The sequence below is a fragment of the Chitinimonas koreensis genome, assembly GCF_014353015.1.
Taxonomy (GTDB): domain Bacteria; phylum Pseudomonadota; class Gammaproteobacteria; order Burkholderiales; family Chitinimonadaceae; genus Chitinimonas; species Chitinimonas koreensis.
In genome coordinates this window covers 3,068,331-3,087,097 of sequence record NZ_CP060704.1, presented here as the reverse complement: position 1 = coordinate 3,087,097, position 18,767 = coordinate 3,068,331, and the positions used below count along the sequence as shown (strand labels likewise).

21 protein-coding genes are annotated in these 18,767 nt (G+C 67.8%); 3 read left to right on the top strand and 18 right to left on the bottom strand.

The window, feature by feature from the left end; all coding sequences use genetic code 11:
• Positions 1 to 34: 34 nt before the first annotated feature.
• The 3 genes from H9L41_RS12930 to fusA all read left to right on the top strand — a co-directional run bounded on the left by H9L41_RS12930 (position 35) and on the right by fusA (position 3,028).
• A complete protein-coding gene (locus H9L41_RS12930; protein ID WP_028446954.1) occupies positions 35 to 445 on the top strand; it encodes a VOC family protein in 411 nt (136 codons plus the stop codon).
• Positions 446 to 776: 331 nt separating this feature from the next.
• Positions 777 to 917 carry a hypothetical protein gene (locus tag H9L41_RS12925; protein WP_157462037.1) on the top strand — a complete coding sequence of 47 codons (141 nt, stop codon included), beginning with the start codon at positions 777 to 779 and terminating at the stop codon, positions 915 to 917.
• A 101-nt stretch (positions 918 to 1,018) separates the two neighbouring features.
• Positions 1,019 to 3,028 (top strand): elongation factor G, encoded by a 2,010-nt coding sequence (gene fusA / locus H9L41_RS12920; RefSeq protein ID WP_028446955.1) that lies wholly within the window; start codon positions 1,019 to 1,021, stop codon positions 3,026 to 3,028.
• Between the two features lie 202 nt (positions 3,029 to 3,230).
• On the opposite strand, the gene H9L41_RS12915 is transcribed toward fusA, so the two are convergent.
• The 18 genes from H9L41_RS12915 to guaD all read right to left on the bottom strand — a co-directional run bounded on the left by H9L41_RS12915 (position 3,231) and on the right by guaD (position 18,767).
• Complete coding sequence (locus H9L41_RS12915) at positions 3,231 to 3,557, bottom strand: hypothetical protein (protein ID WP_028446956.1); 327 nt, start codon at positions 3,555 to 3,557, stop codon at positions 3,231 to 3,233.
• 103 nt (positions 3,558 to 3,660) lie between these two features.
• On the bottom strand, positions 3,661 to 3,948 hold the full coding sequence (locus H9L41_RS12910) for a hypothetical protein (RefSeq protein WP_187523389.1): 288 nt from the start codon (positions 3,946 to 3,948) through the stop codon (positions 3,661 to 3,663).
• A 68-nt stretch (positions 3,949 to 4,016) separates the two neighbouring features.
• Positions 4,017 to 4,715 (bottom strand): colicin D domain-containing protein, encoded by a 699-nt coding sequence (locus tag H9L41_RS12905; protein WP_084300450.1) that lies wholly within the window; start codon positions 4,713 to 4,715, stop codon positions 4,017 to 4,019.
• Positions 4,716 to 4,761: 46 nt separating this feature from the next.
• On the bottom strand, positions 4,762 to 5,292 hold the full coding sequence (locus tag H9L41_RS12900; protein ID WP_028446957.1) for a hypothetical protein: 531 nt from the start codon (positions 5,290 to 5,292) through the stop codon (positions 4,762 to 4,764).
• Positions 5,289 to 6,071, bottom strand: coding sequence for a hypothetical protein (locus tag H9L41_RS12895; protein ID WP_157462039.1), 783 nt, complete (start codon positions 6,069 to 6,071; stop codon positions 5,289 to 5,291). Before H9L41_RS12895 ends, H9L41_RS12900 begins: the two co-directional genes overlap by 4 nt.
• Entirely contained in the window at positions 6,052 to 7,701 is a 1,650-nt protein-coding gene (locus H9L41_RS12890; RefSeq protein WP_245589231.1) for a GspE/PulE family protein, read from the bottom strand. Before H9L41_RS12890 ends, H9L41_RS12895 begins: the two co-directional genes overlap by 20 nt.
• A gap of 11 nt (positions 7,702 to 7,712) precedes the next feature.
• The gene (locus tag H9L41_RS12885; protein WP_028446959.1) at positions 7,713 to 8,897 is read right to left on the bottom strand and encodes a type II secretion system F family protein; all 1,185 of its coding nucleotides are present in this window, start codon (positions 8,895 to 8,897) and stop codon (positions 7,713 to 7,715) included.
• A 12-nt stretch (positions 8,898 to 8,909) separates the two neighbouring features.
• Positions 8,910 to 9,344 carry a type II secretion system major pseudopilin GspG gene (gspG, locus tag H9L41_RS12880; protein WP_034607541.1) on the bottom strand — a complete coding sequence of 145 codons (435 nt, stop codon included), beginning with the start codon at positions 9,342 to 9,344 and terminating at the stop codon, positions 8,910 to 8,912.
• Between the two features lie 13 nt (positions 9,345 to 9,357).
• Positions 9,358 to 9,849, bottom strand: a complete 492-nt coding sequence (locus tag H9L41_RS12875; protein WP_051319169.1) for a type II secretion system protein — start codon at positions 9,847 to 9,849, stop codon at positions 9,358 to 9,360.
• 5 nt (positions 9,850 to 9,854) lie between these two features.
• Positions 9,855 to 10,259, bottom strand: coding sequence for a type II secretion system protein (locus tag H9L41_RS12870; RefSeq protein WP_051319170.1), 405 nt, complete (start codon positions 10,257 to 10,259; stop codon positions 9,855 to 9,857).
• Complete coding sequence (locus H9L41_RS12865; RefSeq protein WP_373282117.1) at positions 10,260 to 10,703, bottom strand: type IV pilin protein; 444 nt, start codon at positions 10,701 to 10,703, stop codon at positions 10,260 to 10,262.
• Between the two features lie 55 nt (positions 10,704 to 10,758).
• Positions 10,759 to 12,990 carry a secretin GspD/PilQ domain-containing protein gene (locus H9L41_RS12860; RefSeq protein WP_187523388.1) on the bottom strand — a complete coding sequence of 744 codons (2,232 nt, stop codon included), beginning with the start codon at positions 12,988 to 12,990 and terminating at the stop codon, positions 10,759 to 10,761.
• A gap of 118 nt (positions 12,991 to 13,108) precedes the next feature.
• Positions 13,109 to 13,630, bottom strand: coding sequence for a hypothetical protein (locus H9L41_RS12855; protein ID WP_051319173.1), 522 nt, complete (start codon positions 13,628 to 13,630; stop codon positions 13,109 to 13,111).
• Positions 13,627 to 14,142, bottom strand: a complete 516-nt coding sequence (locus H9L41_RS12850) for a hypothetical protein (RefSeq protein WP_028446964.1) — start codon at positions 14,140 to 14,142, stop codon at positions 13,627 to 13,629. Before H9L41_RS12850 ends, H9L41_RS12855 begins: the two co-directional genes overlap by 4 nt.
• A gap of 638 nt (positions 14,143 to 14,780) precedes the next feature.
• Complete coding sequence (locus H9L41_RS12845) at positions 14,781 to 14,972, bottom strand: 4-oxalocrotonate tautomerase (RefSeq protein ID WP_028446965.1); 192 nt, start codon at positions 14,970 to 14,972, stop codon at positions 14,781 to 14,783.
• A gap of 48 nt (positions 14,973 to 15,020) precedes the next feature.
• Entirely contained in the window at positions 15,021 to 15,779 is a 759-nt protein-coding gene (locus H9L41_RS12840) for a class II aldolase/adducin family protein (RefSeq protein ID WP_034607408.1), read from the bottom strand.
• A gap of 120 nt (positions 15,780 to 15,899) precedes the next feature.
• Positions 15,900 to 17,258 carry an 8-oxoguanine deaminase gene (locus H9L41_RS12835; protein WP_028446967.1) on the bottom strand — a complete coding sequence of 453 codons (1,359 nt, stop codon included), beginning with the start codon at positions 17,256 to 17,258 and terminating at the stop codon, positions 15,900 to 15,902.
• A gap of 204 nt (positions 17,259 to 17,462) precedes the next feature.
• Positions 17,463 to 18,767 carry a guanine deaminase gene (guaD, locus tag H9L41_RS12830; protein ID WP_028446968.1) on the bottom strand — a complete coding sequence of 435 codons (1,305 nt, stop codon included), beginning with the start codon at positions 18,765 to 18,767 and terminating at the stop codon, positions 17,463 to 17,465.

Below are 18,767 nucleotides of genomic sequence, written 5' to 3'. Positions count from 1 at the left end.
CGACTTTTCGTATCCCGACCGACCGGAACCGACCATGCTTCACCACCTTTCCTTCGGCGTGCGCGACATCGTCCGCGCCGCCCGTTTCTACGATGCCGTGCTGGCGCCGCTGGGCTATGTACGGGTGTGGACCGACATCGAGGACGGCGACCCGGACGCCGCGGTCGGTTACGGCCGCCCCGGCGGCGGCGACCTGTTCGCCATCAAGCTGCGCGCCGATCGCGCGGCGGCGCCCGGCGAGGGCTTCCACCTGGCCTTCGCCGCGCCGGACCGAGCCGCGGTGCAGGCCTTCCACGCCGCGGCGCTAGCGCAAGGCGGCCGCGACAACGGCGCGCCGGGGCTGCGTCCCGACTACGGCGACGACTACTACGCGGCCTTCGTGGTCGATCCGGACGGCTACCGGATCGAGGCGGTGATCGACGGATCGGCCTGCTGCGGTGCTTGAAACCCGGTAGCGCACCCCCATCTGCAGTAGCAGCAGGCGGCCTTGCAGCCCGGCCCCGACCGGGCGTAGCATCGCCGCCTCCCCATCCCGGCCACGCGACCGGGACCCGACAGGAACCGACATGAAGCAGTTTTCCATCCAGAACCAGCACATCGCCGCCACGCCCCAGGGCGAACGCGTGCTGCTGGCCATTTACGTCTAGCTTCCCGAGCTCAGCGCTCGGGAGGCCGCAGGCCTTTCGGGTGGATGGAAACCGACCCCGGAACGGCCTTCGCCCTCCGGGGTTTTTCATTCGCGGTTTCCACCGACTTTCCTCGAAGGGGAGTGCGCCATGCGTACCTACGACAAGCTGATCGCCACGATTCGAACCGGCCAGGGGAGCGGGGGCTTGCGCCCGTCTCCTGGTCGCGTCCCGGTATCGAGCGCGCGCCTGTCGCCGCGCATCGACGCCGCCACGCAAGAAGACAGCTGAGCTCCCGCGCGCATGGCCGGGAGCGTTGCACGCCCGGCCGGGATCGACAGCAGAACCCTGGTCGGGCAACCCGCCAGGGTTTTTTCTTTCGAGCACCCATCATGGAAACCAGAAGACTTCGCAATATCGGCATCATCGCCCACGTCGACGCGGGCAAGACCACCACCTCCGAACGCATCCTCTATTACACCGGCGAGAAGCGCCGGCTGGGCGAGGTGCACGACGGCGCCGCCACCATGGATTTCGATCCGCAGGAGAAGGCGCGCGGCATCACCATCAACAGCGCCGCCACCACGGTGTTCTGGCGCGACCACCAGATCAACCTGATCGACACGCCGGGCCACATCGACTTCAACATCGAGGTGAACCGTTCGCTGCGCGTGCTCGACGGCGCGGTGGTGGTGTTCGACGGCGTCGCCGGCGTCGAGCCGCAGACCGAGACCAACTGGCGCCTGGCCGACCAGTACCGGGTGCCGCGGCTGGCCTTCGTCAACAAGCTCGATCGCACCGGCGCCGACTTCCTGCGCGTGGTCGAGATGATCGAACAGCGGCTGGGCGTGACGCCGCTGGTGCTGCAGTTGCCGATCGGCAGCGAGGCCGGCTTCCGCGGCCTGGTCGACCTGGTGGGCATGCAGGCGCTGGTCTGGCCCGAGGACGAGACGGCCCGGCCGTTCGCCGTCGAAGCGATCCCGGCCGAGCTGGCCGAGGCCGCCGCGCTGTGGCGCCGGCGGCTGGTCGAACACGCGGTCGAGCAGGACGACGCGCTGCTGGCGGCCTATCTCGACGGCCAGGAGCCCGACGCGGCGGCGCTGCGCGCGGCGATCCGGCGCGGCACGCTGGCCGGCGCCTTCGTGCCGGTGCTGGCCGGCTCGGCCTTCAAGAACAAGGGGGTCGAGCCGCTGCTCGACGCGGTGACGGCCTACCTGCCGGCGCCCAGCGACGTGGCCCGCGAGGATTTGGATGCCGATCCGGCCGGCCCGCTGGCGGCGCTGGCCTTCAAGGTGGTGCACGACGAACACGGCACGCTGACCTTCGTGCGCATCTACCGCGGCAGCCTGGCGGCCGGCGACAGCGTGCTCAACGCCAGCAACGGCCGGCGCGAGCGGGTGTCGCGGCTGTACGAGATGCATGCCGACAAGAAGCAGGAGCGCCAACGCGCGGTGGCCGGCGACATCGTCGCCCTGGCCGGGCTCAAGGCCACGGCGACCGGCGAGACGCTGAGCGATCCGGCCCACCCGCTGCAGCTCGAGCGCATCGTGGCGCCCGAGCCGGTGATCGACGTGGCGGTCGAGCCGCGCAGCCAAGCCGATCAGCAGGGCTTGCTCAAGGGCCTGCAGGTGCTGGTGCAGGAGGATCCGAGCCTGCGCCTGCGGCAGGATCCGGAATCGGGCCAGACGCTGCTGTCGGGCATGGGCGAGCTGCAGCTCGAGGTGACGCTGGAGAAGCTGCGCAGCCGCTTCCACGTCGAGGTCGCGACCGGCCGGCCGCAGGTGGCCTACCGCGAGACCATCGCCGCGGCGGCCGAGGTGCGCCATCTGCACCGCAAGCAGAGCGGCGGCCCCGGCCAGTACGCCGAGGTGGTGATCGCGCTGGAACCGCTGGCGCGCGGCGAGGGCGTCGTGTTCGACAGCCGCATCGTCGGCGGCGCGGTCCCGCGCGAGTTCGTCCCGGCGGTCGAGGCCGGCATCCGCCGCGCGGCCGAGGCCGGTGTGCTGGCCGGGCATCCGGTGGTCGACTTCAAGGCCACGCTGCTCGACGGCAGCCATCATGAGCGCGACTCGTCGGCGCTGGCTTTCGAGCTGGCCGCGGCGGCAGCCTTCCGCGAAGCGATGCGGCAGGCCGCGCCGGTGGTGCTGGAGCCCTTGATGGCGGTCGAGCTGGTGACCCCGGCCGACTACCTGGGCGACTGCATCGGCGACCTGATGCGCCGCCGCGGCCTGGTGCGCGGTCAGTCGCAGCGCGGCAACGCGGCGGTGGTCGAGGCGCAGGTGCCGCTGCAGGAGATGTTCGGCTACATCGGCAAGCTGCGCGCGCTGAGTTCGGGGCGGGCCAGCTTCACGATGCAGTTCGATCGGTATGAGGTGGCGCCGGCGGCGGTGCTGGATCGCTAACAGTGCTGTGATGGGCCGCTAGCGGTATGTGAAGGGGGCGAATGCTTATGCATTCGTCCCTTTTCTTTTGCACGCAATATCGGTGGGTGCGACCCAATTGCACGATGCATGGCAGGGTATGTCGCGATGATGCGAGTGCATGAACACGACGGTCCCGTTTGTCGTGACAGAATACTTGGGGAAGGCGCCGTATCTTCGATAGCTAGACGACTAGGTAGATCGACTGCAGAACCGTTCCCCAGCCCTGGCAGCCAGTGGCATTCGAAACTTCCAGCTTGACCTGTTTACCGCTTGCCGCTGCGGTGAGTGCCGTCGCGTACATTTCCTTTCCGCCCGGTTCACTCAAGTTGATCTTAAAGCCGTTGGTATTGCACAGCGTGCTTGCCGACACTTCGATGTAGGCGACAGGATTGGAGGATGTATAAGGCCTGAGGGACAAAATGTTGACGGGAACGCCGGTCGGCTCGGCTAGACCGTTGAACGAGGCAACGAGCGAGAGCGTCCCGGAGATTAATTTCAGCTTCATCATTCAACGCTCCTTGTATCCGATGAGGCCCAGAGCGCTTGCTACTGCCACACGGTTGATTCGCCGATAGTGGTGCGGGCAAGCCCGGGCCTGCTCAGCCTTGGGTTCAGCTCAAATGGATGAATTCCACCTTGCAACCGTTGTTGCTGCCGAAAAGAGTCACTGTTCCGCCAGTTGCCTTGGCCGTTAGCAGCAGGGCGTAGACTGCCTTCACATTGTCTCGTCGAGTCGATGGATCGCTGCTGGGCGATGACCAGGTCAGCCAACCGCCTGCGGGACAATTGCCTGCGGCTACGTCGATATTGAACGTAACCGAATCGGGAACGTAAGTGCCTTCGACGACTTTGACGCGGCCGGCGACGTTCCAGTCATAGGCGAGGGTGGGTAGTGCCACCAAGGTGATGAGGGGTAATGCAAGTAGTCGATTTGGCGCTATATACATGAGCATCCTGCCTTTAATCGTTAGGTTGGGTTGATTGCTAATGATATTATGTTGACCTGGTTGCGAAATTCTTCTTCGTCAATGTGCCCGTCGGTGGCATCAAATACTTCAGGGTCGGGTTCATAACCCTCGGTTGGCCAGAATAAATGTTCCATGAGGGTTTGGGCCATTTCGCTCAAAAGGATCTGATGCTGAATAAACTCCCTGCGTAATGCTAAGAATTTCTCCGCGAAATCCTGTGCCGGCATTGTGGCTGTTGAAAAGGCATGAGTCATTTCGAACAGATCGATGCTGCGATTGATTACCATGTGCTTCCCTGTTTGTTTAAGTAGTTCTTTTGCTTGTTGAGCATTTGGCCGCCATGCTGTGACCAGATTTCCCTGGAGGTCTTTTGCTGCCCCATATAAGTACTCTGGTGGTTGTGGTAATGAAATGCATTGCATTTCCAGTGATATGTGTCCTTTGATAATGGATATTCCTACCGTACTGACGTGCTCGTTGGTTGCCGCCGCAAATTTACTCAGGTTGACCTTGTTTTGAGGGTCGTTGAAACCAAAATCAGCAGCGTGCTTGAATTCGTGTTGTAGTTTCTTCTGAGTGAAGCTAATTATCGGATATAACTGCCCGAAATGAACGGTTTTGTCTGCAGTTCGAGCGAACGTCCTCGAACCGGGCGAAAATATATCCGATCGTATGGAGGTCGGCCAGCGGCCCACCATGCCGACCGTCCGAATCAGGACTTGCTTGCCAGGGCCGGCTGCCCGTTCAGCGTGGCGCTAGCGGATCGATCCCGGCCTTGATCTCGAATTCCACCGTTTCCAGCCGGTCGCGTACCAGATCCTGCTGGTGGGTCAGGTGCACCTCGCGCCAGCCGGGCTGGGTCGACAACCGCCCCAGGTAGTCGATCAGCGCGGCATGCGTCCGCGCTTCGCCGCGCAACGCGATGCTGCCTGCACGCGGATCCGGCTTGAATTCGAGCAGTTCCACCTCCGGATTGGAGACCTTTTCCACCGCCTGGAACACCTGTGGCCAGGGATAGCTCAGTTCGGCGCGGACCACCGCCAGCCTTTGGCGGGAGTCGGCGGCTTGCGCTGCCGAACGCGAAGCGTCGCGCGCCCAGGCCTTGTAGCTGCGCTGGGCGCGATCCAGCGCGGCCTGGTCGGCACGGTTGCGCACGGCGAGCCGGGTCGCCTGGTAGGCCAGCCCCAGGGTGGCGACGATCAGGACGCCGCTGATCAGCCACAGGCGCAAGGGAACCGGCGTGGGCGGGCGCAGGTAGCGCCGGAGGTTCTTCATGGCCGCTCCCAATGGCGCAGGTGCAGGCGTTCGAAGCCGGCATCGGGCAGAGCCGCCTGCAAGGGCTGAGGATCGAGGCCCGGCGCCGCGGCATCGGGCGTCCAGCCGCGCAGCAGGACGATGCCGGGGCAGGCCGCCGCCGACCGCATCAACAGCCGCCGGCAGGCTGCAGCGGGCTGCCCGGTGGCGGGTTCCACGTCGTACTGCTGCAGCTTGCGCTGCCGGTAGACCAGGGCCGTGAAGGCATGCCGTTCGTGCAGCAGCACGATCTCGCCGGCCGGCGAGGCGGGGCGGTGGCGGTGGTAGGCCAGCGCCGATACCGGCAGCACACGTTGCAGGCGCAGGCCATGGCCGGCCAGCTGGCTGCGCAGCGCTTCGAGCCATGGTCGGCTGAAGGCGTGGGCGAAGCCGGGCGCGCCGTGGCTGCGATAGTCGGCATGGACGACCCAGCCATCGTCGATCGTGAGGCCGAGCTGTTCGAAGCAGGCCTGCGCATAGCTGCGGTACTCGGCCGGTCGGGTCAGCGCCGCTTGCCACGGCAGCGCCGTGCAAGCGGCATAGCGGTCCGACACGGTCAGCGCGACGGCGGCGTTCCGGCCGAACGGCAAGGGCCGCGCCTGGAGCAGGTCGCCCAGTGCGGCCAGTGCCTCGAAGGGGTCGTCGGTGGCCGGCAGCGCTGCGGCATGTTCCGTTGCCGCGCCCGGCCAGCGGCGGCGCTGCAGGTGGGCGTGGCCGGGGAACAGCGCGATCCGGACGGTCTCAGGCCACAAACGTGACACGGTTTACCTCCTGCAGGGTGGTCTGGCCGTCGCGCACCAGCTCCAGCGCCACGTCGCGCAGGAAGCGAGTGCCGTCCAGCCTGGCCTGCTCCTTCAATGCGCGGATCGAGGCGCGGCCGATGATCATCTCGCGGATTTCGTCGGTGAGCCGCAGCACTTCGGCGACAGCGCGTCGCCCCTTGAAGCCGGTGTCGCGACACAAGGCGCAACCGCGGCCGGCCATGAAGCGGTAGCCGGAAGGATTGGCGATGCCGGATTCGGCCAGCAGCTCGGCCGCCGGCTCGACCGGTGCGCAACAGTGCGGGCAGTTCTGCCGCACCAGCCGCTGCGCCACCACGCCGGTCAGCGAAGACACGAAGTTGTAGGGGTCGACGCCCATGTGCATGAAGCGGCCGATCACGTCGAAGGTGTTGTTGGCATGGACCGAGGTGAATACCAGGTGGCCGGTCAGCGCCGATTGCACCGCGATCTGCGCGGTCTCGGGATCGCGGATCTCGCCGACCAGGATCTTGTCCGGATCATGGCGCAGGATCGAGCGCAGGCCGACCGCAAAGGTCAATCCCTTGCGCTCGTTGACCGGGATCTGCAGCACGCCCGGCAACTGGTATTCCACCGGGTCCTCGATGGTGATGATCTTGTCCTCGCCGTGGTGGATCTCGGTCAGCGCGGCGTACAGGGTGGTGGTCTTGCCGCTGCCGGTGGGTCCGGTGACCAGCATCATGCCGTAGGGTTCGGAGGCCAGCCGGCGCAGCCGGTGCAGGGTGTCGGCATCGAAGCCGAGCGAGTCGAGCGTGAGGCGCTGGACGTGATCGATCAGCGTCTGCTTGTCCAGGATCCGCAATACCGCGTCTTCGCCGTGGATGCTGGGCATGATCGAGACCCGGATGTCGATGTCGCGGCCCTTGGCCGAGACGCGGAAGCGGCCGTCCTGCGGCACCCGCTTCTCGGCGATGTCGAGTTCGGCCAGCACCTTGATGCGGGCGATCGCCTGTTCGGCCAGCGCGGTGTTGTTCACCGTGGCGATGCTGCTCAGTACGCCGTCGATGCGGAACTTGATGGCCAGGCCCTGCGGGATCGACTCGAGGTGGATGTCGCTGGCTTCCAGCCGCAGGGCATCGAACACCGTCGAACTGATCAGCCGTACCGCCGGGCTGACTTCGCGCTGCACCGAGGTCAGCGTCAGGTCGTCGCGGTCGTCGCGGTTCAGTTCGGCGACGATCTCGGGGCCGACCGCGCTGGCGACCGCGCTGAAGCCCGATTCGTGGCGCTCGAGCTCGGCCTTGACCAGCATGGGGTCGGCCAGCCAGACCTGCAGCAGCGGCTGCGGCAGCCGCGCCAGCCAGGGGCCGGTCTGGCGATCGAGCGGCGCGGTCAGCAAGGCATGGCATTGCCCGGCGGCGTCGCGGCCGACCAGCACGTGCCGCTTGACCATTTCGTCGTAGGGCACCAGGTCGAAGCACGGCTGCAGGGCCGGATCGCGCCCCGGCAGGTAGTCGGCATGGCCGGCCAGCGCGGCGACGCGGGCCAGCGCGTCGCCGCGGCTGGCGCCCAGCCGTTCGGCGACGTCGGCCAGCCAGTCGCCGATGCCGGGATCGTGGCCCAGTCCGGCCAGGTCTTGCAGGCTCAGCATGGCGTCATGGCTCATTGGATGGCATTGGCAAGGTCGAAGATCGGGATGTAGAGCATCAGGACCACGGCGCCGATCACCAGCCCGATGCCGACCATCAGGATCGGCTCGATCAGCCGGCCGGCGAGGTCGATCCAGCTCGCTACTTCCTGGTCGTAGAAGTCGGCGATGCGCTCCATCATCTCGTCGAGGTTGCCCGACGATTCGCCGGCGACCAGCAGCCGATAGGCGACCTCGGTGCCCAGCGCCTGGCTGGCCATGACCTGAGACAACGGCTTGCCTTCGCTCACCTCGGCGGCGGTCCGCCGCAGGCTGGGCTGAAGATTGACCGGCAGCGAGCCCTCGGTCAGGCGGATGGCCGACAGCAGCGGCAGGCCGCTGCGCAGCAGCAGGCCCAGCGTGCGGTAGAGCCGGGCGAGCTGCAGTACCTTGAGCCGCTCGCCCAGCCAGGGGCTGGCCAGCAGCCGCTGCAGCAGCCAGCTACGCGGCGCGGGATGGAACAGCAGGAGCGCGATCAGGGCGCCGAGCAGCGCGAAGCTGCCCCAGGCCATGCCGGGATGCGCCCGGACCAGGCCGCCCCAGGCCTGGATGAAGCCAGACAGCTGGGCGCCGCGGGTCGAGACGTCGTCGAACACCGCGCTGAAGCGCGGCACCACGTAGAGCAGCAGGAAGGCGATCACCAGCGAGCCGACCGCGATCAGGATGGCCGGGTAGATCGCGGCGGCCAGCAGTTTGCCGCGGATGTCGTCGAGCTGGCGCTGGTACTGCATGTAGCGGCTAATGGCGGCCCGGATGCTGCCGGTCGTCTCGCTCGAGCGCAGCATGGCGACGTAGAGCGGCGGAAAGATGCCGGGCTGGGCCGCCATCGCATCCGACAGCTGGCGGCCGTGGCGCAGTGAATTGAGCAGCGCCTGGTAGACCGCCTGGTGGCGGAATGCCCGGTCGTTGCCGGCCAGGATGTCGATGGCGTCGACGACCGGCTGGCCGGCATCCAGCAGCGAATGGAGCTGCTGGTTGAAGACCGGCAGGTTGAAGCGGCCGCCGCGTGCGCGCCAGCCGGCGGCGCCGCCGGCGCGTTCGAGCGCGAGCAGGCGCCAGCCCATCGAGGCGACATAGTGGCGCGCTTCGTCGGCGGTGCTGGCTTCGACCTGCATCGCCTTGACCTGCTCGCCGTCCATGACCTTGGCCTGGAACTGCATCGTCCGGCCCGCCTAGTTCCAGCTGACCACGTCGGCGTCGTCGCCGCTGCCGCCGGCCTTGCCGTCCTTGCCGTAGGCGACGATGTCGTATTCGCGGTTGTCGGCGCCGGGCGACTTGTATTCGTAGGGCTGGCCCCACGGATCGGCGGGGACGTTCTTCTTCAGGTAGGGGCCGTGCCAGCGCGCCTCGCCGGGCGGCTGGGCGAACAGTGCGGCCAGGCCCTGCTCGGTCGTTGGGTAGCGGCCGGTGTCGATGCGGTACTGGTCGAGCGCCTTGTCGAAGGCGTCGATCTGGGCCTTGGCCACCTGCGATTCGGACTTGCCGATCTGGGCGAAATAGCGCGGGCCGACGAAGCCGGCCAGGAGGCCGATGATCAGCAGCACCACCAGCAGCTCGAGCAGGGTGAAGCCGCGCTGCGGCGGGAGGGATGGGCGGTGCTTGGGCATGATGATCATTTCCTCATGGACGCGTCGCGCCCGGATCGGTCGGGGTGAAGACGAAGCGCCAGTCCTGGTAGCGGCTCGCACCGGTGAAATCGGCCTGCGCCGGCGCGAAATGGTCGACCTTGAGCGGCTGTCCGGGCGCTTGCGAATAGACGCCCATGATGCCGCCGTCCGGCGCGGCGACCAGGCCCCAGTTGGCCTCCGCGGTCAGCGGGTCGCGGTAGATCCGGCGCAGCGGCCGGCGCAGCCGGGTCAGCCGGTCGTCGACCAGCAGCGCTTCGAGCGTGGGCGGATAGTGCTTTTCCGTACCCGGGCTGCGCTGGTAGTACTCGCCGATCGCGCTGCGGAACGCTTCGCCGACGAACAGCAGCTCCGCCTCGCGCTCGCGCCGTTCGGCGGTCTGGACCTGCTCCAGCGCATGGCCGCTCAGCAGCGCGAGCAGGGCCGCCACGAAGATCGCCACCAGGTAGGTGAAGCCGGCCTGACGCCGGCGCGCCGGCTGCGCCATGGCCGTTACCACGTCGAGAACGCCGAGCCGTCGCGCGCCTTGCCCGGCGCGCCGCTGTGGACGTCGTAGACGGCGCCCGCAATGCCGTTCGCCGGCGGCTGGATCACCCAGGTGGCCGCGCTGTCGGTGACCGGGTCGACCGGGATGCGCCGCAGGTAGCGCTGGGTGACCAGGTCCTCGAGCTTGTCGGGATAGCGCCCCTTGTCCATGTAGAACTTGTCGACGGCATCGCGCAGCAGGTAGAGGTTCTCGCGCAGCACGTCCTCCTTGGCCTTGTCGATGCTGTTGAAATAGCGCGGCGCGGCCAGCGTCAGCAGGGTGGCGATGATGGCCAGCGCGACCAGCAGCTCGATCAGGGTGAAGCCACTGCGGCTGGTCCGGGCCCGGCCCGATGATCGTCGCGCGCGCATTCACCACTCCCGGTAGGGCAGGCCGTTGAGGCCGATCTGCTCGGAACGCGAGTAGACGTCGAACACATCGGCACCCTCGTGCGGCGCATCGGCCGGCGAATCGTAGCTGCGCGTCGCCCAGCTCTGGGCCGGCGGCATCATCGGATCGGCCGCGAACGGATCGGGCGGCAGCCGGCGCAGGAAGCGCAGGGTGCCGCCGGCCTGCTTGGCGTTCGGCACGCCCTGCACCAGTTCCTCCAGCCGGGCCGGATAGCCGCTGCGCTCCGGCGACAGCGCGATGCGGCCGTCGTCGGCGGCCCGCTTGTAGGCATCGAGCGCCTGGCGGATGTCGCGCAGCGCGCGCCGCAGTTCCTGCTCCTTGTGCCGCCGCACGGTGGTCTCGGCCAGCGGCAGGGCCACCGCCGCCAGCGTCGCCAGGATCGCCAGCGTGGCGACCAGCTCGATGAAGCTGAAGCCGGCCTGCCGGATCGGGGGGGCGGGAATGCGTGGCGCGGCATGGTCATTCCGCGACGTCGACCGCGTGGACCAGCGGCAGCGCCGGCGAAGATGCCGGCTGGGCTGCGCCGATCGGCGTCATGCCGATCAGGCTGATCTCGCTGCCCTGCTGCGGATTCAGTGCGCGGAATTCGATCAGGCAGAGCCGGCCCGGCCCTTTGGCGCCCGCGGCATCGCCGCTCGAGGCGCCGATCGAGATGCGGCCGCTGGCCGCGTCGATCACATGGCTGAACGAGCCGCTGCCGGCCTTGCCGAAATAGCCGCCGTCGCTGGCCTGCACCGCCGCGAACACCTTCGGATCGTAGGCGAGCTGCAACGGCGCCGCGCGCAGCGCCTCCTTGCTGTCCAGCTCCACCGCCAGCCGCAGCGTTTCGCCGACCTTGACCTTGGCCGGCCCCTGCAGCGACAGCTTCAGATTGCCGTTGTCGGCCGCCGGCGGCGGGCTGACCGGATTGACCTGAGCTGCCGGCGAGGCTTGCGACGAGAGTTGCGGCGAGGCCGCCTTCGGCGCGTCGAGGCTCGCCGCATCCATGCTGCGCAGTTGCAGCGGGCGGGTGCGCAGCGCCGACTCGGTGCCCGACCAGAACGACTCGGCGGTCGGTTCCTTGCGCTGGATGTTGCGGATCAGGTGCGGCGTGATCGACAGCACGATCTCGGTCTTCTGCCGGTCGTCCTTCTGGCTGGAGAACAGCCGGCCCAGGAGCGGCAGGTCGCCCAGCAGCGGGATGCGGTTGGCCGCCGAGCGGTCCTCGTCGCTGATCAGGCCGGCCAGCACCTGGGTCTCGCCGTCGCGCAGCCGCAGCACGCTGTTGGCGCTGCGGGTGCCGATCTGGTAGGCCACCGTGCCGGTGCTGGTCTTGATGGTGCTGACCAGCGAGCTGACCTCGAGCCCGACCTTGATGCCGATCTCGTCGCGCAGGTAGACCGTCGGTTCCACCTCGAGCTTGAGGCCGACGTCGATCAACTGGACGTTCTCGCTGAGGAAGCCGGTCGAGGTGGTGGTGGTGGTGACCACCGGCACCTTGTCGCCGATCAGGATCTTGGCCTTCTCGCGGTCGCGTACCCGGATGCGCGGATTGGCCAGCAGGTTGGCGTCGCCGTCCTCCTTGCGGAAGGTGACGGTCGCGCTCGGCACGTTCACGCCGAGCCGGTTCGAATTCAAGTTGCGCAGGTCGCTGAGCCGCATCACCTGGCTGCTGCTCGATCCGCTGGTGCCGGAGCCGCTGTCGGTGGCGACGCCGAGCGGCGAGACCGTCAGCTGGTCGGTCACCTTGATGCCGAGATCGAGCAGGCGCGAGCGCTTCACCTCCAGCACTTCCACCTCGAGCATCACTTCCGGGTCGTCCAGGTCGTGCAGGGCGATCAGCTTCTCGGCCAGCGTGATGGTCTCGGGCGTTTCGCGCAGGACCAGCATGTTGAGCTTGTCGTCGACGAACACGTTCTGCAGCTTCAGCACCGTCTTCAGCAGGTTGGCGGTCTGCTTGGCCTCGGCGCTGGACAGGTAGAAGGCCCTGACCACCAGGTCCTGGTACTCCTTGGCCTTGCCGGCGTCGCTCGGGTAGATCAGCACGCTGGTCGGGTTGAGGATCTTCTTGTCGAGCCGGTTGGTGGTGAGGATCACGTCGACCGCGTCCTCGAGCGTGGTCTGCTTGAGGAAGACCGTGGTGCGCTGGTCGTTGCGCACGTCGCGGTCGAAGATGAAATTGATGCCGGTGGTGCGCGACAGCGCTTCGAACACCATCTTGAGGCTGGCATCGCGGAATTCGAGATTGATCGGCTTGCGGTAGATCGCGCCCAGCGTCGGTGCCGTCAGCATCTCCTTGGCGGCCAGGGTCTCCAGCTCCCGCTTGGCGGCCTTGGCCTCTGGCTGGTTCGGTTCGGCTTCGAGCGCGCGGTTGATCAGCTGCAGCGCGATGGCCGTATCGCCGCGCTTGCGCGCTTCGCGCGCCTGGGCGACATCCTCGGCGGCGCGGCGGCGCAGCTCGATGCGCTCCAGGCCGGCGCGGGCGCGGGCGCTGTCGCGGTCGAAGGCCTGGATCGTCCGGTAAGCCTCCGCCGCCTGCTCGTCCCGGCCGTCGGCCAGGGCGGCCTCGGCCTGGGCCAGCAGCTTGCGCTGGGCTTCCTCGCGGGCGCGCAGCCAGTCGCCGCGGTAACGGACGTCGCGCGGCTCCAGATCGGTCGCCTGCTGCAGCTCGGCCAGTCCTTCGCGGTATTGCCCCTGCTCCATCGCGGCCATGCCGTTGCGGTGGTGGTAGCCGGCGGCGCAGCCGCCCAGGACGAGCGCGGCGGGCAGCAGCAGTATGGGGGCGAGGCGGCGCCAGTCGGTAAGGTGGAGGGAAGGGTCATGGCGGGGGTCATTCCATTGCGGCGAGCGGTAAGCGCTGATGCTCGCCGGTCGGAAGATATTCGAATTCGATCTGCTGCGAGTCGATCGACAGCACCTTGTAGGTTCCGTCGAGCACGGCGCCGGGCTTGGCCAGCACGGTCTGCTCGCCTTGGCTCAGATAGATGGTCTGCACGCCGCCGTCGTTGAGGCTGCCCATGAATTTGTAGGGCAGCGGCGGCGGTCCGGCGGGCTCCGGTGTTGCCGGCGGCGGTGTGACGACGGGCGGCGGGGTAGGCGTGGGTTCGACCTTGGCGACCCATTGCCGCGGCGCGAACGGGTCGCCGTAGTCCGTGCTTGCGCTGTCCGCGTCTCCACTCTGCGCAGCGGCCGTCGGCGCGGCTGCGGCGGCCGGCGGCCGGCGATCGGCCGCTTCGGTCACTTCGGCCTCGGCCGATGCGATCGGATCGGCAGGGTAGAAGGCCGCCACTGCGCTGGCGAGCAGCAGGCCGATCCAGATCAGCCAGCGTTTGGAGGTCCATGCGTCCGTCATGGCTTGCGGAAGAAGGCCGAGAGCGACAGCTCGCAATCGAGCTCGCCGATGCCGATATCGTCCTTCGAGCAATTGATCGCGGTCAGGGCGAGGTGCGGTTGGCGTGCCTGCAGGCGGTCGACGAAACGGCGGATGACCGGGTAGCTGCTGGTGACCTTGAGCGTCGCGCGGTAGCGAAGGAATCCTTGCGACGCCGCTTTTTCGAGGACGTAGGAGACCTCGCCGAATTCCAGGCCGGTTGCGTGCGCTGCGGCGTCCAGCTCGCCAGGCAGCGCCATGGGCTGGAAATCCGGCAGATCGAGTCGGTCACTCAGGCCGGGCTTGTTTGCCGCAGTGGCGGGTCGGTCGGGAAGGCGCTGTAGTTCGGTCTGCAACTGCCGCTGGACATGCGCCTGGGCGGCGTAGGCGATACCTGCGCCGATCAACAAGGCGAGGCTTGCCAGCAGTGCGAGCGTGCCGGCGGGCGCGCTGACTGCGATGCGACGAACGGTGAAGAGCAGGATGTGCTGCATCGGAAGGCAATGGCGGGGCTAAGTTTTGGAACGGCTTGCGACTTCTTGCTTTATCAAAGCCCGGCTAATGGATTTGCGCAAATTTGAATCATCTTATGCAGATTGGATAACGGCTCGCCGGATCGCAGGGTATGCCGAAGGTGAACGTCACCATGTAAGGAGGGCAGTATGCAGCTTATGCGTTGCCGATGGAAGGTTTTTGTATCCGGCCTCGAAGCTGGAATGGTCTGTAGATCAAGGGGCAGCGTAAAGGCTTAATTGTTGAAATGGCAATAAATATGATCGCGATATTGCTGTTGGTGATTGCAATTGTGGCTGGTGTCGATGATAAAAATGCTCGACGGCTATTCCGGCGGCAATGATGTCGAAATCTGGATGCCAGATGAATCATGGCTTTGGTGGTCGTATCGTGCATTGTTCGGATTTATCGTACGGGCTCATGTTTCCGAAAATCAGCAAGATGGCGGGGTATTTCGAGGAGGCCGGGTCGTGTTTGTTCGTGCGATATGCCCGGTGCGAAACCGGTGATGGACTTTCCGCTAAATGCGATCGTTATTTCAACGCCGATGTTTCATCGGGCGGAATCGGAATTCATTCTCACGATCCCGATATTCAATATGGCGGGTGGCGAGACGGTATCAATCCGTCCGCTCCGACCACAGCACCCCGCCCGTTGCCCAATGCTCCTTCTTCACCTCGCTCAACAGGATGTCGACCGATCCCGGCGGGCAGTCGAGCGTGCGGCAGCAGGCTTCGGTGAGCGCGGCCACCAGGGCGCGCTTCTCGTCGGGGCTGCGGCCTTCGAACAGTTGGACGTTGAGCGTGGGCATGCGGGGTCTCCGGTGGTCGGGTGATAGGGGATGGATATCCAGGCAGCTTCAATCGGCGTAGTCGGGCGCGATCCGCGCCGCCAGCCGCAGTAGCGCCGGCCATTCCAGTTCGCCTTCGGCCGCTTCGTCGGCCGTCAGCTGCGCCGCGGTGCGCTGCAGTACCCGCGTCGGCGGCAGCAGCAGCGGCACGCCGGATGCCCGGGCGCGCAACTGGATGTCGCAGGCCTTTTCCAGCGTCTCCATCAGCACCCAGGCCTGCGCCACCGTGCGGCCGCAGACCAGGCTGCCGTGGTTGCGCAGCAGCAGGGCAGGGTGGTCGGCCAGCGCGGCCACCATGCGGGCGGCCTCGGCCGGCGGGAAGTCGAGGCCGCCATAGTCGTGGTAGCCGATGCGGCGGTAGAAGCGCAGCGCATGCTGCGACAGCGGCAACAGGCCCTGCGCCTGCACCGAGACCGCGACGGCGGCCGTGGCGTGCAGGTGGATCACGCAGTGGGCATCGGGCCGCGCGGCGTGCACCGCGGCGTGGAGGGCGAAGCCGCCCGGGTTGACCGGCTGCCGCGCGCCGACGACGCGACCGGCGGCGTCGATCTTGACCAGGTTCGAGGCCGTTACCTCGCTGAAATGCAGGCCGAAGCGGTTGATCAGGAAGTGGCCCGGCTCGTCCGGCACGCGCGCGGTCAGGTGGGTGTAGACCAGGTCGTCCCAGCCGCGGTGCGCGGCCAGCCGGTAGGCGGCGGCGAGATCGCGCCGCAGCGCCTGCTCGGCCGGGCTGGCCGGGGCGAGGGCGTGGTCGGGCAGGCGTTCCATCTCGGGTTCCTCATGGGTTGGGCGCATGGTCTTCGTAGGCGCGGCTTCAGCCGCGATTGGCGGAGGCGAGCCGATCGCCGTTCGCGGCTGAAGCCGCTCCTGCAAAAAGCCGCTGCGCGTTCAGGCTTCGCCGTTCACCAGCTGCCGGGCCAGCGTGTTGTGGCGCTCGACCAGCGGGCCGAGCTCGACGGTGAGCAACTGGCCGTCGCGCACCACCACCCGGCCGTCGATCACCGACAGCGCGACCTTGGCCGGCGCGCAGAACAGCAGCGCGGCGGCCGGGTCGTGCAGGCCGCCGGCGAAATCGACGCTGGCGAGGTCGAAGGCCACCAGGTCGGCGCACATGCCCGGCGCCAGCGCGCCGATGTCGCGCCGGCCCAGCGCCGCGGCGCCGCCCAGGGTGGCGACCTCGAGCGCCTCGCGCGCCCTGAGGCCGGCCGGGTCGCCGCCGACCCGCGCCAGCAGCAGCGCCTGGCGCGCCTCGGCCAGCAGGTGGCCCGAATCGTTGGAAGCCGAGCCGTCGACGCCGAGGCCGACCGCGACGCCGGCCGCCCGCATGCGCTTGACCGGGGCGATGCCGGAACCGAGCCGCATGTTCGACGAGGGGCAGTGCGCCACGCCGGTGCGGCTCTGGCCGAACAGCGCGATGCCGTGGTCGTCGAGGCAGACGCAGTGGGCATGCCAGACGCCCTCGCCGAGCCAGTCGAGCTCCTCGGCGTACTGCGCCGGCGTGCGGCCGAAGCGCTCGCGGCTGTAGGCCACGTCGCCGGGCGTCTCGGCCAGGTGGGTGTGCAGGCCGACGCCATAGGCGCGCGCCATGCGCGCCGATTCGCGCATCAGGTCCTGCGATACCGAGAACGGCGAGCACGGCGCCAGCGCGACGCGCAGCATGGCGCCGTCGCGCGGGTCGTGCCAGGTCTCGATCAGCCGCTGCGACTCGCGCAGGATGAAGGCCTCGTCCTCGACCACCCGGTCGGGCGGCAGGCCGCCCTGCGATTCGCCCACGCTCATCGCGCCGCGGCAGGCGTGGAAGCGCATGCCGATCTCCTGCGCGCCCTCGATCGCATCGTCGAGCCGGCAGCCGTTGGGATAGATGTAGAGGTGGTCGCTGCTGGTGGTGCAGCCGCTGAGGATCAGCTCGGCCATGGCGGTCTGGGTCGAGACGCGGATCATCTCGGGCGTGAGGCCGGCCCAGATCGGATAGAGCCGGCGCAGCCAGTCGAACAGCTCGCAATCCTGCGCACCCGGCACGGCGCGGGTCAGCGACTGGTACATGTGGTGATGGGTGTTGACCAGGCCGGGCATGACCAGGTGGCCGCGCATGTCGATGACCTGGTCGGCGGTCTGCGGCAGCTCGATGCCGGCGCCGACGGCCTCGATGCGGTTGCCGCGGATGAATACGGCGCCGTCGGCGATCTCGCGGCGGGCGGCGTCCATGGTCAGCAGCAGGTGGGCGTTGCGGATGAGGAGGGTTTGCATGGTCGGTCTTCCTGGCGTAAGGGGTTGAATCTACGCGGTCGGTGCCGACGAGAACCCATCTGTGCCTCGGCCGAGGAATGGGTGAGGGACGGCGATCGGATACTGCGTTTCACCGCAGAGGACGCGGAGGACGCCGAGGAAAGACCACTTACTTTCGCTCGCCTCCGTGTCCTCGGCGTCCTCCGCGGTAAAGCGCTTTCTTACTCAATGCGCGTCGCGCACATGCTTCGCCACGCCCATCACGTGGGTGGCGGCCACCGCGCGGTCGTCGCCCAGCATCATCAGCGCGAACAGCCGGTCGTCGATGCCGTCGGCGCGCGCCATGCGGCGTTCGAGCAAGGGCGTCGCGGCCGGGTCGAGCACCACGAAGTCGGCCTCCTTGCCGACCTCGAAATTGCCGATCCGGTCGTCGAGGTAGAGCGAGCGCGCGCCGCCCAGCGTGGCCAGGTAGAAGGCGCGGGCGGCCGACAGCGACTGGCCCTTGAGCTGCAGCACGCCGTAGGCCGCGTGCAGCGTGCGCAGCATCGAGAAGCTGGTGCCGCCGCCGACGTCGGTGCCGATGCCGACCCGCACGCCCATCGCCTGCGCCGCGTCGAGGTCGAACAGGCCGCTGCCGAGGAACAGGTTGGAGGTCGGGCAGAACGACATCGCCGCGCCGGTCTCGGCCATGCGGCGGCGGTCGTCCTCGTCGAGCCAGATGCAGTGCGCGTAGACGCTGCGCGCGCCGAGCTGGCCGTAGTGGTCGTAGACGTCGAGATAGCTGCGCCGCGCCGGGTAGAGCTCGGCCACCCAGGCCACCTCGCCCTGGTTCTCGGCCACGTGCGACTGCAGGTGCAGGTCCGGGTGGTCGCGGAACAGCTGGCCGGCCAGCTCCATCTGCCGCTCGGTCGAGGTCGGCGCGAAGCGCGGCGTGACCGAGTAGCCGAGCCGGCCGCGCTTGTGCCAGCGCGCGATCAGCTCCTGCGATTCGACGTAGCCGCGCTCGGCGCTGTCGCGCAGGTCCTCGGGGCAGTTGCGGTCCATCATCACCTTGCCGGCCAGCATGCGCATGCCGCGCCGCTCAGCCGCGCCGAACAGCGCGTCAACCGAGGCCGGATGCACGGTGGCGAAGGCGTGGGCGGTGGTGGTGCCGTTCTTCAAGAGTTCGTCGGCGAAGAACTCGGCCACCTCGCCGGCATGCACCGGGTCGTCGAAACGCCGCTCGGTCGGGAAGGTGTACTTCTCCAGCCAGGCCAGCAGCTGTTCGCCGTAGCTGGCGATCATGTCGGTCTGGGCGTAGTGGATGTGGGTGTCGACGAAGCCGGGCAGGATCAGCTTGCCCGAGTAGTCGGTCAGCGCGGTGCCGGGCGGCAGCGTCGGCAGCAGCTCGCGCGCGTCGCCGATGGCGGCCACGCGGCCGTCCTCGACCAGCAGGATGCCGTCGTCGAAATACTGCATGGCGCGCGCACCGAGCTCGAACGGGTCGCCCAGGAAGTGCAGCAGCGAGGCGCGGAAGGCGTATCGGTTCAT